The organism is Paenibacillus sp. LjRoot153, assembly GCF_964253085.1.
In the GTDB taxonomy this organism is placed as follows: domain Bacteria; phylum Bacillota; class Bacilli; order Paenibacillales; family NBRC-103111; genus Paenibacillus_E.
On record NZ_CAXUQH020000001.1, the window covers coordinates 1,574,306 to 1,590,761 of the forward strand.

Consider the following 16,456-nt stretch of genomic DNA (forward strand, 5'->3'; position numbering starts at 1 on the left):
AATAAAACGCTTACCTCATTGCTCAGGACCGAAAATGGGCATATTATTTAACTACGACACTCTAAGCACATCACCGTCTGTTTACAAGGGGAGATCAATTTGATTAACTATATGGTCAAGAGTCTGAAGCGTTCCCTGAAATGGCGGCTCATCTCCATCATCGTCACCATTCTGATTTTTACAGTTTCAACGATTGGTATTTCCAGCTATATGCAGACGAGAAGTTCTGTTCGTAAAGATATCGATCATCTGAGTATGCAAGTCCTCAAGCAAGCCAACATGAACTTAAATCGTTATTACTCGGAGTATGAGTTAGCTTTTCTTATGCTGAGCAACAGTCTCGAAGTGCGGGATTGGATGCGTGTCTCTTCCCCCAATGTATCTTCGGAGCTCATTCGTACGTATGAGAGAATCAAAGATAACTATTTGAATCGCTTATTTTTGCAATATCCAGAGGTATTATCTGTCTCTTTGTATAATCCGAGCGGGTTTGAGCAGCATTTCGTCAATACGTACGCCCTTCCCTTAAAATATACGATTAAAAATGAACCTTATTTTGCTCAAAGCGGCAATTATGAGAAGGTTAAATTTATAACCGGCATTTCCGAGAATTACATCGATGCAGCGAATCAGAAAATGAAGATCCCTGTCTTGACCCTTTTTAAGCAGCTGAGCAATGGGTATTTGAAAATCGATATCTCACTAAAGCCGTCTCAGAGTGTCATGTCTCAAATTAATATTGCGAAAACGGGCTCAGCCCTCGTTATGGACCAAGCGGGTACGATTATTCATCATTCTCACTCCGCAGAGGTGATGGGGCAGATGGATGACCATATTGTGCAAGCGGTGAAAGGTCAGCAGGAGGGTTCTGTGTTCGACAAGTCGGGAAAAGAACTCATTATTTTTCAAACCATTCAGATGACAGGTTGGAAAATTATTGCGATCCTGCCCTATCAAGAAATAGCCCAAAGCATTAACTACACGAGAAATGTCACGATTGTAATTGCGATTTCTGCCCTGATTATTTCGGTTTTGCTTACCTATTTTGCCGCTTCTTCCATTACAAGACGGATTCTAGGTTTGCGTAAAATGATGAAAGCGATGCAATTGACGAGCTCCTTCCATTTGCGGGCTGAGGTGGAGGGGGTTGATGAGGTCGCTGATTTGAGCATCTCCTTTAACAATCTACTAGGTCATCTGGAGCAATCCATTCATGATCACGCGGAGACGCGTGTTTTGCAGCATCGGGCTGTGATTTCGGCGCTTCAGTCGCAAATTAATTCGCATTTTTTATATAACACGCTAGAAACGATCAATTCCATGGCTGTCATTGCGAAGCAGTCGCATATTGGTCATGTAGCGGTCAATCTCTCCAATATGCTGCGATACACGTCGGATTTCAAAAATATGAAAGTCATTCTCAAAGAAGAGATCAAGCACTTGGAGAATTATTTGACGATTATGAAAGTCAGATTCAAAGATGAAGTCACTTATAGCATTGAGGTACCTGAGGAGCATTTGCAGGCGATATGTACCAAAGCACTTCTGCAGCCTCTGGTGGAAAACAGTATTAAGCATGGAAGAGAAACGACGGGGAATCCGTACATATCCATATTCGCGGGGAAGTCGTGCAGGGGGATAACGGGGACAAGCTGCTTCTCACCGTTGCTGATAATGGACCTGGATTCTCGGCGGAGACGTTAGTCAGATTAACGCAGGAGCAAGCGGATTCGCATGCCCATCAGTATCGGCACAATCAAGTCGGTCTATCGAATCTGATTTACCGTTTGCATATCTTTTATGCGGGGGAAGCTAAGATTACGTTCTTTAATGATCCAGTTGCAGGGGGAGCGGTTGTTGAAGTCTTATTGCCATTACAAGATAGTTTGGATACGTAGAAAGGGGAGCGCGATCAGATGAACAGACTAATTATTGTGGACGATGAAGATCTCATTCGTGAAAGCCTGTCGATACAAGTGTCAGAAATGGAAGGAGTCACGGTATCAGGAATGCTCCCGAACGGTAGAAAGGCGCTGGATTGGCTCAAGGATCATTACGCAGATATTTGCATGACGGATGTTCGGATGCCGCTTGTGGATGGGCTGCAATTAATGAAAGAGATTAATCAGCTGTATCCTTGGATGATCTGTATCGTGATTTCAAGCTATGATGATTTCCAATATGCCAAAAAGAGTATTGAACTTGGCGCCGTCGATTATGTGCTGAAGCCTACGGATAGCACCCTCTTGCAAGAGGCTGTCCAGAAGGCCAGCGCCCGCATCCGCAGCAACCGGCGTAATGAGGCGAATCAGCTTCTGCTGCATAAGCTGCCCGTCTATAAGCCGATGCTGGACAGCTGGCTGGAGATGGTATTGTCCGTTTATTTGCACGGGCAGCCGCTGATTATCGTAGACACCTTGGCGATGTTGGAGTCGTGGGTGGAAGGACGTTATGAGATTCTGAATGAGCTGTCCATGGCGTGGACGTCACTTGTCATCGAAGAGTTGAAGAAACAGGACATCCATGTGAAGTATGAGGAAGGCGAGGACGTCGAGCTTGGCGAGCATAGCCTGAAGCACTCCGACGTGCGGCAGTATTTCCGTTTATGTGCAGTGAGAAGGCTGGAGCAAGCGGCGAATATTCTGATGGATCGCGCACGCAAGGCGAAGAATCTGCAGAAGGAGAGCGTCGTCGACCAAGTCAAACGGTATATCGAGGAACATTATGCGGAGAACTGGGGTTTACAAGAGTTAGCGGATCATGTCGCGATGAGTCGTTCGTACTTAGCGAAGCTTTTTAAAGAGCAGGCAGGGATGACGATCTGGACGTATTGCGTCAACGTAAGAATGCGCAAAGCACGGGATTTGCTGCTCACTTCTTCCTTGAAGAGCTACGAGATTGCCCTACAGGTGGGCTATGAGAACAGCATTCATTTCTCCCGTATCTTCAAACAATATCATGGCTTGAACCCGATGGAATATAAGGACCGGTTTGGAGGTGAATAAGGCACATTGCAGGCATTTTGTATGTATTTGCATCGCATTCGTGCAGTAAATAACCTTTTTACCTCAGTGTGTTGAAAGCGATTTCAGTATAAGTTTAGGGAGGTTGAACGTGGACCAAATTTGAGAAAAGAGGTGCATGCAGAATGATTTCACACAGAAAGAAGGTTTATGGTGTAATTGGGTTAGCGATTTCGATGTTGGTAAGCGTGGCTCCCCCAGCTTTAGCAGCAAGTACAGTGACGCTGTACAAAGACACGACGTACCAAACGATATGGGGATTCGGTGCTGCAGCCAATCACCCAGTGAATGAGTTGAAAACGAATTACAATGCAACCACACAAGGACAAATTTTAGATAAACTGTTCCGCACGGATGCTTCTAATGCGGGTTTATCGATCGTCAGGATGGAGATCAATCCGTATACGGCTGCGCAGGATGCTGTGCAAACGACATTCATGCCTTCTTCAGGCGTGACGGATTGGAACACGGATCTGCATCAAAGATGGTTCGCTCAAGAAGCGGAAAATCGCGGGATGAATCAGTTCTATGCGGTGCCTTGGAGTCCACCTGGCTGGATGAAAACGAATGGTTCGCCTAACAATGGCGGGCATCTGAGCACCTCGCAATACGATAATTTCGCTAATTACATGAAGACGTATGTGGATCATTATCGGAATGTATTCGGGTTCAATATTAAATGGGTCAGTGTGCAAAATGAACCCGATTTAGCGACGCCTTATGCGTCGGCGCAGTATACGACCAGTGAATTGGATCAAGTATCCGCGAAGGTTGCTGATGCGGTTCACAGCTTGAATCAAGGTGTGTTGGTCGGTGCGCCAGAGGGCTCTAATCGAACTGCTTCGAACAACTATATGAACAGTTTCAGTGCGGCGACGCGTGCGAAGCTGGATTTTGTCTCTGTCCACGATTACAGTACGTATGTCGATGTGAACCATTATGGTAAACCGTTGATTGCGACGGAGGTTAGCAATTTCCAAACGGCCAATGATCCGAGTATCACGGATGGGTTGAAGTGGGCGAATATGATTGCCGCTGATTTAAAGCGAGGTGAGAGAGGCTGGCTTTACTGGTGGGCGGTGAATCCGGCTGCAAGCACGTCAGGTGAAGGGCTCATTAATCTAGGGGCCAATAATGCGTACACAGTGAACAAAAGACTCTATGTGATGGGGCAATTCAGCCGTTACCTACGTCCGGACGATACTCGCATCCTGGCATCTTCAAGCGACAGCAATCTTGTTGCTATCGGCGGGAAGAATGGGACGGGGCGCGCATCCGTTGTGCTGATCAATAACAGCACGTCGGCGATTACGACGACGATTAGCGGTCTGACGTTGGCAAATGTTTCAGGAAGACGCACCAGCGCCACGGAGGATCTGGCCAAATTGACGGATATGGCTGTGACTGGCGGTGAGATTACGGTTACGCTGCCAGGCAAGTCCGTGACGAGTTATGTGGAGTTTTAAGCGAGCGTTCTAGTTTAAGTTGTGCTAGAGTTGGGTATCCTTTTACTAGAGTGTAAGAATCTAGTGAAGAGGTGGAGTGTTCCGATGTCTACGATACTAAAACCAATCATTCCTAGTAAAATTGCTGAATCCATTGAGAGTCTGCGTGGTGAAGGTTGGACGGCGGACGATTTTTTGAACTTTTCACGATATGACGAAGAGTGCGCGAAGGCACGCATGTTGTATCACTATTTCCGGAACAATCGTGTAACCTTTGCGGCGGCCATCATTAATAGTTATAGCGTGCAGGAGATAAGCGATGTTCAGCGAGATGCGATGCTCTAAAGCGGGAATTAAGCATCGGGCACATGTAATTTGATTTTCGTAACATCCTCATCATCCCCATACCAGTCCCAATACAGCCACCGCCGATTCTGGCTCAACTTGTTCTAGTAGCTGCTATGATGAAATAACTGTATTTTCTGCAGGTAATTACAGCTGATTTTCGCATTTATGAGGAATAACTGGATTTCCTACAGCTAATCGAGCTCATTATGATTGAAAGGAAGGAATTTGGCTAAATTAGCTGTACATGTTACATTTAAGTACTTATTTTAGTTGAATTACAAAAAAATAGATGTAGGTTATCCAGTTAGTTGTCAGCGAAAGGTGAACAAGTGGTTCGGTGAGTGAGAGTGTGGACAACGTGTAACCGACGGATGGTGGTGAAGTCTGTGAAGTCCGTGAAGTCCATGCAGCGCGCAGGCTGTGCAAGAGCGGGAAATGGAAGTTATTTGGCGTCATGTTATGTCATATTACATGACATATAATTATGATTATCAACAAATTATAGAAAGATATAAGCTCTTATGTAATGATACTTGACACTTCATGAATCAACATGTATACTCTAATTAACCGCACGATGATGTGCAACTAATATTCGAGGCAATGGCGCCTATCCTACCACAGGATAGGCGTTTTCTGTCTTTTTGAAAGGGTGAATACGGTGATGAAACATATGAAGAACCTAGTTTTGTTTATCCAATGTCTGCCTGTTGCTTTGAGATGGTACTAGTCATTTCATGTTAGGTTTCAATACGTGTAAGCTCCATGTGTAATAGACAACTTTTAACGCGGTCGCTCGTCTAAGGGGAATCGCGCTTAAAGGTTTTTTCATTTTTATCTAACCTTCATACTTTGGGCAAACTTTCATGATAAGATGATGGCAAAGCAATGTGTATGGGTTGCACGATGAAGATGGAAGGGAAGTCACGGAATGTCAGATGAACAATTAGCGGTATTAGATGTATACATTGAACAGGCCGGCTACGATGAGGTGCCGGATATTATTAAGGGGATTCATTTTACAGTGAGGCAAGGGGAGCTCGTGGGATTGTTAGGTCCTAACGGTGCCGGCAAAAGCACGACAATTAAGAGCCTTCTTGGTTTATTGAAGGATTTTAAAGGGAAAATCTCCTTTATGGGTGAAAACAAAAGTTATGCGTATATTCCCGAGCATCCAATTCTGTATGATGAATTGACGTTGTGGGAGCACATGGAGTTTGCGGCATCGGTATATGAGTTAGATCGCGCCGTGTTCTTAGAGCGGGCTGACGATCTCTTGCATCGGTTCCGGCTATTAGATGAGAAGCATCAATTGCCTGGGAAATTTTCCAAAGGGATGCAACAGAAGATCATGCTCATTCTTGGTTTTTTGAATAAACCAGATGTGTATATCGTGGACGAGCCTTTCATTGGGCTAGATCCGAAGGCGATCAAGGATTTCTTGGGGATGCTGGAAGAGGAACGGCAGCGTGGGGCAGGTATTCTAATGAGTACCCATGTGTTAGATACAGCGGAGCGGATTTGCAGTTCATTTGTGCTGCTTTCGGGTGGCAGGTTGGTTGCGAACGGTACCCTGCAAGACATTCAAAAACAATGTGACATGCCCGATGCTACTCTGTTCGACTGCTTCCATTCCTTATTATGAGAGGGGGCGAGAGCGGTTTGAACAGTAGCTTTCAGGTTTTTACACGCAGAGTACGTTCGGATTTGAAATTTCAGTATCGAGCTTTGCGAATGGCCGTGGATTGGGTCATCGCCATTTATTTCGTCATTCCGCTTCTGATCGTGGCGGGTTATCACTATTATGCGTGGTACATGACGCCTCCTGCATGGTTAAGCGGGATATCCATACATACGGTGGCTACACTTTTCTACATTTTCACATGGTTAGGCACGTTGCGTTACTTTGTTGAAGAAGGAGATCAGTTGTTTCTCCGGCAAAATGAAGGCTGGTTTCGACATCTCATGCATCTCGGCTATTGGTATTCGGTAGTTCTGCAGGCCGTCACTTCGATGCTGGCAACGCTCCTTTTCCTGCCATTATTAGTGCCTGTTTATTCGTATAGCATCACGCAAGTCGTGTGCTTCTGGTTGCTGACTTATATGCTCAAACTGAATGTAGGGCTAATTCGACAATTGCTAGCGCTTCGATTCCAGCGGTTCCTGCTATGGTTGCTGCGTATTGTGATTTTTGCAGGCGGCGCATTCGTATTCCAACTAGTGGTCACAAAGATATCGGGTCAAATGCTCTATTGTTGGATCGCAATTGTGGTACTGATTGCAACATTCCTACTTCTAACGAGGACGCGGCTGTGTGAAAAAGGCACCTTCTTCGCGGATGTCGCGCGCGAGCGCGATGCTCGGATGCGGATCGTTTCTCTCATGCTAATTCGTGTGATGGAGCGCAAAAGAAAGCCGACTCGCAGATACCCTCTTCTGTTCAGCAGATCGCAGCGATTGCTCAAAGGGAAAGGAGCCGGCATTGGCATTGCTGAGCTATTAGTGAAATCGTATTTCCGAAATGGTCTGCAATGGCGGCAATCCATTCAGTTTGTTGTCGTCATCAGTGGAGCTCTGTTTATTTTGCCAGGTGCGATTAAAATTCTCGTCTGGATTCTTGCGGCTATCCTGCTGGTTTTCTGGCGCAAATCGTTCTGCAAAGCTGAACTGACGGCACCATTCATGTCCCTATTCCCAATTCAAGATCCGATGAAACATCAAGCCATTCAGACAGCCATTCCCATCTTAGTGCTGCCAGCGATGATGGTCATTAGCCTAGTGGCGGGCATCTCGATGTTTACTTGGTGGGGACCGATTGTGATGATGGGAGCAGCAGTGCCGTTGGCATATGGAACCTCTTCGGTGTTTACAAGTTGGTACTAAGTTTCTTGCTGTGCAAGGAAACAAAGGGGCAGTCAGGATGTTCTGACTGCTCTATTTCTCATGGAATAGAACAAGGGATTATAGCGGATGCTACCCAATAATTCCTTTAAAAGGAAATGAAAGAGAGGCAAGCACTGATGGAACTTTTGTTGCCTTTATTCATTGTGGCAGCAGTAATCGTAACAGCTACACTGCTTAATAAGCGCTATCCCCGAATCCCGCTGCCCTTCTACTTAATTGGTTTGGGCGCTTTGGTGTCATGGCTGCCATTCGTTCCTACGGATTTCGATTTTGAACCAGAAGCCTTTATGGTCTGTCTCATCGCGCCCATTTTATTTGGAGATGGACGTGTCATCTCACGCAAAGAATTGTTGGAGTACCGCAAGCCTATTTTGCTTATGGCATTATGGCTTGTCGTGTTTACTGTCATAGGTATCGGATATTTTATTCACTATTTGATCCCCGCGATGCCACTACCCGTTGCTTTCGCGTTAGCAGCAGTCATGTCTCCAACGGATGCCGTTGCTGTGAAGTCGATGACAAGGGGGCGGACTTTCCCAAAAGGTTTAATGCCGATCTTAGAGGGGGAATCGTTGTTAAACGATGCAGCAGGCCTAGTTTCCTTCAAAGTAGCCTTAGGGGTTGTGATGACAGGTGTCTTCTCGGTCCGATCAGCAGCTTGGGAATTCCTGCTAGTAGCTATAGGTGGTATTATCGTTGGGTTGGTCCTAGGCGCAGTCTTAGTGAATTTTAGGCTATTTTTACGAAGGAAAGGGCTGGAAGAAGTCAACTCGCTCGTCACTATTCAGTTGCTGACGCCGTTTGTGATTTTTATGGTTGCTGAGGAAATCCATGTTTCAGGGATCTTAGCCGTCGTTGTTGCGGGGATTGTGCACGGGTTAGAACGTGATCGGTTACAGCAAACAACGACCAAACTGGACATCATCTCGACCAATACATGGTCAGTGTTAAGCTTCATTTTGAATGGACTTGTATTTGCTTTGCTCGGCTTATTGCTGCCAGAGGTCATAACAGGATTAGTACATAGTGGTGAGGCTTCTATCTTGAAGGAGCTTGGCTTAGCGGTTGCGATCTACGCGGCGCTATTTGCGGCTAGATACATCTGGGTTTATCTCTTCCATGATGAGTTCGTTCCTTCTAAACAAAGGACGACAGACTCGAATACTCATACGAGCAGAAGGAGTTTCGCTCTTGCGGCTAGTTTTTGCGGTGTCCACGGTACGATCACGTTAGCAACGGCATTATCGATCCCTTTTGAATTATCAGATGGGACGCCATTCCCTCTGCGCCATACCATTTTGTTTATTTCGGCCAGTGTCATCTTGATCAGCATGTTAGCTGCTACATTCGCTATGCCGTTTATTGGAAAGTCAGTTACCGCGGTAACCTCCGACCAAGCAGCCTTGTCGTTGAAAGAAGCAAGTATTCTGCTGGCTAAGAGAACGATTCAAGCGCTCAAATCGGAGAAAAATGAGGATAACTACGATGCTACTCTCGCGGTTGTTCAACAGCTAGAGGAGCAAATACGGATGGACTGTTATGGAACGGTCAAAGTATCGGGGTCTTACATTCGTGAACTTCAACAAATTGGGCGAACAGCCGAAGCCGCTAGGTTGGCGGAATTGATTGCGCAAGGTGTCATTTCGCCGCAGTTGCAGTCTGTATTTACTTTATTGCATCAGCCGCAGTCGGAATCGTTCTTTCTTGCAAGGCTGCAATATCTCTGGGTTAGATTGAAGTTGAGTCTACTGAATCGCAAAATTCAGCAGCATCGGAGAGATGGTATTCTAGAGAAATTTAGGTCCGTCTCCGATATGTTTGAAGAGTTGCAATCGATTGAGAAGCAGCTGCAAGAGGCAGCCGTTAAAGCCATTCGCAAACAGCAATCGCCGAAGCATCAGTTAGAAGCGCTGCTCGTTATCCAACACTACGCTCGCAGTCAGAAACACGACGGTAAGTGGTTAAGTGCGCATTCGGAAGCTGAATTCCTACATCAACTGAAGATTGTTCAATTGCGAAGTGTACAGATGAAGCGGGATGGGATCCAAGAGTTGGAAGAGGCTAATCAAATCTCAAGCGGAACTGTTCTTGAATTATTGCAGGCGATCAATTATGAGGAAATGCTCATTTTGGACAATAGCGAGGAGTAGAATGGATACGTTCTATAGGAAAGGGCTTTCCCCTAGTCACAGGACTAGGCGGAAAGTCCTTTTTCTCATTTCTTCCGTCGCAGCAAATACCATTCCACGACAACAAGATTGATGATTAAACTGAACCACACGTTGATGTTGAGAATCTCGGCAACCATCTGTTCTCGGCCGCCTTCAGGAAGATGGAACCCATGCATGGCCAGATAAAGGAGTATACAGATCGGCACGATAATCCTGGCAGATACGGCAACGAGTGTGACGGCATAGCTTCGAATCATCCAGATCCGATGCTGGGCGAGCTGCCCTTTGACCGCAAAGCGGAAACCATTCCACGTGGTGATCAGCCAAAGTACACTTAAGACCAGGAACGCCATGGCTTTCGTGAAGTTTTCTGCGTAGAAGCTTAAGACAAGACCTAGACATCCGCTAAGCATGATGCTAAAGACATAGATGCGTCCGAGCGCTCGATGCCAGGCCGGATAGTTGGTGCGAAAGCGTGCATGGAATTGGAACAAGCCGCTAACCAGCGCAACCAAAGCAAATGAAATATGACTCGTCAGCACAATGTAGTGCAACGGAAAATTCACATCAAGCGTAACGCGACTATTCGCTGGATTTAAGGTGACATAAGGGAATATCGCCACGATCGCAACCGCCATAATGATGATAATCGAGATTATTCCTAGTTTTTTACTCATATATGGCTTTATCCCCCGTGATATACTGTCTCCTCTCCTATTGTAAATCGTAGATCTAAACAGTTGCTTATTTATTTCTTAAAAGAATCTAAAGTGCTGGAATGCGCAAGTATCCCTGCCAGCATGACGTCTTTTTGCCGAATATCCGCCAGTGAAACCCAACCGATTTTCAATACGCGAAACAATGCGAATGTCAATATCATACATATTAAACCTCCAAATTGTGGTAGTATTATAAAATATAAGCATTTATAACTTCATGGAGGTGCATAGGAATGGGTACAACTAAAATACCGCAAATACTTTTAGTCATCGTACTGGCGGGTCTGATGACTTGGGCCGTTGTGAATGACGTCTCAAGCCGTAAAGTTATGAGTGCTCCTGAGCTTCAGGTGGATGATAAAACAGACAGTTCAACATGGTCAGCTTCTCCGGAACCGTTATTCGATAAAAATAACGAAAAGTTGAAGCCATTTATGGGGCTGATGTCAGGTTCAATTGCTCTTCAATATGATGGGCCGCAACAGAAGCTTGCAGTCAGTTTCGATTATTGGAATGATGGCGTGAAGAAGAATACGTCAGCGGGCATGAGCATGATCATGATGGAGAAAGACAAAGACAAGATGGGTAATTACCATTTTGAAGGTGATTTTGTCTATTCGTTTAAGGATCGTCAAGATCCTAACGGTGCTGTCTATAGCGAACTGGAATATGCAATCATCGAACGTAATGGTTACTATAGCTCGGCAGTCAGAGTGGATAAACCTGTGGGAATTGGCCTGACAGGTGAAATGAAATTACAACAGAGCGTCAAAGTCCCACGAGATGAAAGTATCGTGGTATGGGGTTTGCAAGGAACCGATAAACAATCGATGTTATCGTATTCGACCATAGCGGAAACGCTGAAAATTGCTAAATGGGCAATGACCGTTCGACTAGGTTTTATCGGACCTGGTGAGGAAATGTAATTCGCAATGTTATGTATTTTAGTGCAAAATTGTATGTGATTCAATGCATGTATTCTTATAGTAAATAACACTATGATAAGTTAATGAGTTCATATATAGTGCAAAGATACTGGAGGGGTACTTATGCTGCATCCATTCATGGGAATCAAGGATTGGGATCGTATCGGCATGTCCGTAGAGGAATCAGCCAAAACCTTACAACGAATTGCTTATGTCGATCGCCAACTTATGCGAATTGAGGCCGCTCATATGGCGGCTAGACCCGAATATGAAATAAAAGGAGCACTTGCTCGCTTAAGCTATCAGGACGCGGAGCATCACGATCAATTCCGCAATCGAATTAAGCAGCTGCGGATGAGCACGGTCGCATTCGATAAATGTCCAGATGCATTACTGAACGAGCTCATGCAAACAGTACTGAATTCAGCGACGACCTTGTGTTTGTTGACGGCACTTTTTGAAGTCGTGAAGCCTGCGCAAATTGCGGCCATTCATGCCTATAAAGGTAAAGCACAGCCTCTCGTTGATGAACCTACGCTTCATATCATGAAGCATCAGCTCATTGACCGTGAGGAGCAAATGGACTGGGGGCGCGAGGCGCTTCAATATCTGCTGCAATCCGCATCGGACACGGAGAAGGAACAAGCGCAGCATTGGAGAATGTATGTGGAACAACTGCTTACAGCTGCTGGCGGAATAACAGGATGGGAAGAGCGTGTTCCTGTGGATTCATCTGTTAGGATCACCACCGAGCCATTTGCTATGCCGCAAATCAGTACGCGGGACAGTCGTTTTCAGTCACAAGTTGTGAAAATGCAAGGGTTTGCCATCCCTGACAATGAGGAGGGTCGATTCATGACGATGATGCTGTCGAGGTATTTCGAGATGTCTCCAGCAGAAGGCGTGGCTTATGTCCATTTCACAACAGAGGGCAAGCCATGGCATTTTTATCGCGATACCGCTAGGCATATGTGGGATGAGGTTCGCCACAGCTGGTTCGGCGAGGCGGCACTACGCGTGAAAGGGTACGATGTGTATCAATTCCCGAACTGGACGGGGTGGTACGATATGACGGCACAGCTGTTTGAGGGGACCGAAGCTTATTCCCACTTGACGATTGCCATAGAGAAAGCAGCGATGAAGTATCCGCCAGGTAAGCGCGAGGAATGGGAATTCTGCCGCGATATCGCCAAGGATCCGCTCATGACGACGTTTCAAGATTTTGACTGGGCAGATGAGGTTGTGCATGCAGGCTTTGGACAGCGTTGGATGATTGAAGATGTTCATGGCGGCGATGCGCGTGCGGCACAGGAAGAAGCTGAGCGAACAGTGAAGAAGCGCGCTGTGTACATGGAGGCGCATGGTGATCTTAATAAAAATAAACCGGCGGGCAGCCTGGGAGGCTATTAATACGAATGATGGGAAAATTCGATATGACCAGGATCAATGATGGCTCTAATCGCCCTCCACGGCTCGAAATTCATCAATCCATGTGGGCGATGATGGGGCTGGGGGAGGAGGGAGATGAGCTTCCGCTGGAGGCAAAGCTGGAGCGGATTGCAGGCGCAGGCTTTACTGGCATCTTGGCGAGAGTGCCGGAGATAGATGCTAGAGATGAGTGGAAACGATTGCTGAATCAATACAGTCTGAGCTTTGGCTCACATTGTTTCCCATTCAGCCCGAGTGACTTAACGGCGCATATTCAGCATGCCGCAGATATGGATATGCTGTATGTGAATGGTCAGGTGGCGGACTCTTTTGTGATAGACGAAGAAGCGATTGATCTGCTAGGTGGACTCGCCGCTGTGTCGGCTGCGAATAGCATGCCATTTTATGTAGAGACGCATCGTGGCAAAATTACACAAGACTTAATCCGCACTGCGCAATACGCGCAAGCGCTGCCGAATCTGCGGTTTACGTTGGATATCTCTCACTATGTGCTAGCAGGGGAAATGACGGAGAAGCAAGAAAAGGCGGAGCCTCTTCTCGATATGGTGCTGCAACGAACATCAGCGATTCATAGCCGTATATCGTCCGGTGAGCAAATTCAAGTCGATGTTGGTTATTCGGATGCGATGATGGTGCGTTATGAAAAATGGTGGACCCAAGCGATGCGCTATTGGCTGCAGGGGGCTAAGCCCGGCGATGTACTTCCTTTCGTCTGTGAGCTTGGTCCTGCACCTTATGCAATCAAGGGGCAAAATGGTCGAGAGCTCTCCAATCGGTGGGAGCAAGCCTTGATTTTGAAAAATGTGGCGCAAGCGTGCTGGAAATGTGTTACAGTAGAGTAAAAAGCGAGGATATATCCTATGGAGCTAATCATTCTTAAGCAACTGGATTTTATTCGTCAATTAACCATTAAAGCAGTTGTGGGACTATCGGAAAACACAATTGACCACATGCCAGAAGGATTTAATAACAACATCCGATGGAATTTGGGACATATTTACACGGTTCAAGAGAAGTTTGCTTTTCATTTTGCAGGAGAGCCTCTACAATTACCTGAGAACTTTGATCGGTTATTTGCAAAAGGAACTAAACCAGCAGATTGGAATGAGGAGCTCCCTTCGCTGGAGGAATTACTTGCATTGCTTGCTGAGCAACCCAAACGGATTCAGCATGTATTGCACGATCGCTTAGATGAACGCGTGGCTAAGCCATTTACAACAGGCAGCGGTCTGCTCCTAAATACAATTGGAGAATTCCTAAACTTCACGTTGTATCACGAAGGTATGCACTTTAATACGATAACCTTATTAAAACGATTTGCAACGCAGCGTCAGTAATAGAAACTAACTATAAGGAAAACCTCTTCGCCTATGCTTATGAAGAGGTTTTTTTGTCGATTATGATATAATTGGGAAATGAGCATGTTGGAGTAAGAAAGAGGAGATAGGATGACAGATCACATTGCCAAACAAGATACAGGCTGGAACTTTGATAACAGCTATGCACGACTTCCGCAAACCTTCTTTACGAAGGTTGACCCCACACCTGGGCGCGCACCGAAGTTGATTGTTCTGAATGAGCCATTGGCTGCAACCCTAGGGTTAAACGCTGAAGCGTTACAAAGCGACGAGGGCATTGCTACGCTCACTGGCAACCATATACCAGAAGGTTCGATACCACTTGCGCAAGCTTATGCAGCTCACCAGTTCGGGCATTTTAACATGTTAGGGGATGGCCGGGCTATCCTGCTGGGTGAACAGATCACTCCCCAAGGGGAGCGGGTGGATATTCAGCTAAAGGGCTCAGGCAGAACACCTTACTCCCGTCGAGGCGATGGCCGAGCAGCGCTTGGGCCGATGCTGCGCGAATACATCATTAGCGAAGCGATGGTTGGACTTGGCATTCCAACGACGCGCAGCTTAGCTGTTGTTACAACGGGTGATGTTATTTACCGCGAAACTGAACTACCTGGCGCAGTTCTGACACGCATTGCGGCAAGTCATATCCGCGTGGGTACTTTTCAATATGCTGCACAATATGGCGCCATCGAGGATGTTCAGGCTCTTGCGGATTACACGATACAGAGACATTATCCAGAGGTTGATGCGAATGTGAACGGGAGTGAGCAGCGCTACCTTCACTTTCTTCAGGAAGTGATCAAGCGTCAAGCCAAGCTCATTACGAAATGGCAGCTCGTTGGCTTTATTCATGGGGTAATGAACACGGACAATATGGCGATAAGCGGAGAAACGATTGATTATGGTCCTTGTGCCTTCATGGATGCCTATGACCCAGCGACGGTGTTCAGTTCCATCGACACGCATGGCCGCTACGCCTATGGCAATCAACCGCGTATCGCGGTATGGAATCTCGCCAGATTTGCAGAAACCCTTTTGCCGCTGCTGCATGCTGACGAGGAGCAAGCAATCAAACTAGCCGAGGGTGCCCTGTCCGAATTTTCCGCGACATATCAACAAGCATGGCTCAAGGGAATGAGAGCCAAGCTAGGAATCTTTCATGAAGAGCAAGATGACCTTGCGCTGATCGAAGGCTTGCTTAATTTGATGGAGAAGAGCAGTGCGGATTATACGAATACATTCTTAGCATTGACGTTTGATAAAATAGAGGAATCAGTCCTGTTCGACACGCCGGAATTTGCCCTTTGGCAGGAACAGTGGCAGGCAAGACTAGGCAGACAACAGGAAGATCAAACGGCTTCACATCAATTGATGCGCAGCAGCAATCCTGCGGTCATTCCGCGCAACCATCGGGTAGAAGAAGCGCTAGAAGCCGCGGTCGAACATGGTGACTACGGCGTGATGGAGCGACTGCTAGCTGTGCTAGCGAATCCCTTCGCACATGCACCTGAACAGGTTGAGTATGCCGCGCTGCCGGAGCCATCTTCCTGTGCGTACCAAACCTTTTGTGGGACCTGAGAATCCGAGCCAACGCTCAAAGCTCAAAGCCAACTGCCAACTGAGGCGGTTGGCTTTTCTATTTAACTGGATTTCCTCCATCTATTTGAGCCGTAAATCACATATTTAATGAACTAGCTGTATTTACTACAGTTAATCTCGTCATATAATCGCGATTCCTTAAATTCCGCTTAAAACTACTGGACTTTTTCCATCTATTCCTGAAATCACAGGTAATTCGCCATATTTAACTGTAGATTTTCCATCTAAACATTGAGCAGGTATCCTCGCTCCTTCGAAAAAAAGACTGGATGAGAGGGGGAGGCAGAGCCCTCCTCGATCATTAGAAAAAAGGGGTGAGTAAGCCTCCTCGCTCCTTCAAACACAGACTGGACGTAGGGGCGTCCCACTGCCAACTGAGGCGGTTGGTCTTCCTTCTTTGCTACGCTTCATAGGCAGTTGCTTAGGGCAGAATGTTATTTCATAAAAACTATTGACGAACAACAAGAATGCTGATAAATTAAAACCAAGTAATCTTATCAGAATAATCATGTAT

General features: G+C 46.3%; 15 protein-coding genes. 13 read left to right on the plus strand and 2 right to left on the minus strand.

Annotated elements, in window-relative coordinates; genetic code table 11:
* Window positions 1-99 precede the first annotated feature (99 nt).
* From ACSQ8P_RS06880 to ACSQ8P_RS06915, 8 genes are all read left to right on the plus strand, one after another.
* A complete protein-coding gene (locus ACSQ8P_RS06880; RefSeq protein ID WP_436234522.1) occupies window positions 100-1,704 on the plus strand; it encodes a cache domain-containing sensor histidine kinase in 1,605 nt (534 codons plus the stop codon).
* Complete coding sequence (locus ACSQ8P_RS06885) at window positions 1,629-1,898, plus strand: sensor histidine kinase (protein WP_436234523.1); 270 nt, start codon at window positions 1,629-1,631, stop codon at window positions 1,896-1,898. The genes ACSQ8P_RS06880 and ACSQ8P_RS06885 overlap by 76 nt, the downstream gene beginning before the upstream one ends.
* Before the next feature lie 18 nt (window positions 1,899-1,916).
* The gene (locus ACSQ8P_RS06890) at window positions 1,917-3,005 is read left to right on the plus strand and encodes a response regulator transcription factor (protein WP_436234524.1); all 1,089 of its coding nucleotides are present in this window, start codon (window positions 1,917-1,919) and stop codon (window positions 3,003-3,005) included.
* Window positions 3,006-3,148: 143 nt separating this feature from the next.
* The gene (locus ACSQ8P_RS06895) at window positions 3,149-4,489 is read left to right on the plus strand and encodes a glycoside hydrolase (protein ID WP_436234525.1); all 1,341 of its coding nucleotides are present in this window, start codon (window positions 3,149-3,151) and stop codon (window positions 4,487-4,489) included.
* Between the two features lie 84 nt (window positions 4,490-4,573).
* On the plus strand, window positions 4,574-4,813 hold the full coding sequence (locus tag ACSQ8P_RS06900) for a hypothetical protein (protein ID WP_436234526.1): 240 nt from the start codon (window positions 4,574-4,576) through the stop codon (window positions 4,811-4,813).
* A gap of 934 nt (window positions 4,814-5,747) precedes the next feature.
* Entirely contained in the window at window positions 5,748-6,461 is a 714-nt protein-coding gene (locus ACSQ8P_RS06905; protein ID WP_436234527.1) for an ABC transporter ATP-binding protein, read from the plus strand.
* Between the two features lie 17 nt (window positions 6,462-6,478).
* Entirely contained in the window at window positions 6,479-7,699 is a 1,221-nt protein-coding gene (locus ACSQ8P_RS06910; protein WP_436234528.1) for an ABC transporter permease, read from the plus strand.
* A gap of 116 nt (window positions 7,700-7,815) precedes the next feature.
* The gene (locus tag ACSQ8P_RS06915; RefSeq protein WP_436234529.1) at window positions 7,816-9,870 is read left to right on the plus strand and encodes a Na+/H+ antiporter; all 2,055 of its coding nucleotides are present in this window, start codon (window positions 7,816-7,818) and stop codon (window positions 9,868-9,870) included.
* Window positions 9,871-9,935: 65 nt separating this feature from the next.
* Here ACSQ8P_RS06915 and ACSQ8P_RS06920 read toward each other — a convergent pair whose 3' ends face one another.
* Together ACSQ8P_RS06920 and ACSQ8P_RS06925 are read right to left on the minus strand one after the other, a co-directional pair.
* Complete coding sequence (locus ACSQ8P_RS06920; RefSeq protein WP_436234530.1) at window positions 9,936-10,568, minus strand: DUF2306 domain-containing protein; 633 nt, start codon at window positions 10,566-10,568, stop codon at window positions 9,936-9,938.
* 71 nt (window positions 10,569-10,639) lie between these two features.
* Entirely contained in the window at window positions 10,640-10,771 is a 132-nt protein-coding gene (locus tag ACSQ8P_RS06925) for a hypothetical protein (protein WP_436234531.1), read from the minus strand.
* A 72-nt stretch (window positions 10,772-10,843) separates the two neighbouring features.
* On the opposite strand from ACSQ8P_RS06925, the gene ACSQ8P_RS06930 reads away from it, so the two are divergent.
* From ACSQ8P_RS06930 to ACSQ8P_RS06950, 5 genes are all read left to right on the plus strand, one after another.
* The gene (locus ACSQ8P_RS06930) at window positions 10,844-11,536 is read left to right on the plus strand and encodes a hypothetical protein (RefSeq protein WP_436234532.1); all 693 of its coding nucleotides are present in this window, start codon (window positions 10,844-10,846) and stop codon (window positions 11,534-11,536) included.
* A gap of 123 nt (window positions 11,537-11,659) precedes the next feature.
* Window positions 11,660-12,946: a hypothetical protein gene (locus ACSQ8P_RS06935; RefSeq protein WP_436234533.1), complete on the plus strand. Its 1,287-nt coding sequence runs from the start codon at window positions 11,660-11,662 to the stop codon at window positions 12,944-12,946.
* Between the two features lie 5 nt (window positions 12,947-12,951).
* The gene (locus ACSQ8P_RS06940) at window positions 12,952-13,827 is read left to right on the plus strand and encodes a sugar phosphate isomerase/epimerase family protein (protein ID WP_436234534.1); all 876 of its coding nucleotides are present in this window, start codon (window positions 12,952-12,954) and stop codon (window positions 13,825-13,827) included.
* Window positions 13,828-13,845: 18 nt separating this feature from the next.
* Window positions 13,846-14,322, plus strand: coding sequence for a DinB family protein (locus ACSQ8P_RS06945; protein WP_436234535.1), 477 nt, complete (start codon window positions 13,846-13,848; stop codon window positions 14,320-14,322).
* A 111-nt stretch (window positions 14,323-14,433) separates the two neighbouring features.
* Window positions 14,434-15,921, plus strand: coding sequence for a protein adenylyltransferase SelO (locus ACSQ8P_RS06950; protein ID WP_436234536.1), 1,488 nt, complete (start codon window positions 14,434-14,436; stop codon window positions 15,919-15,921).
* Window positions 15,922-16,456: the final 535 nt, after the last annotated feature.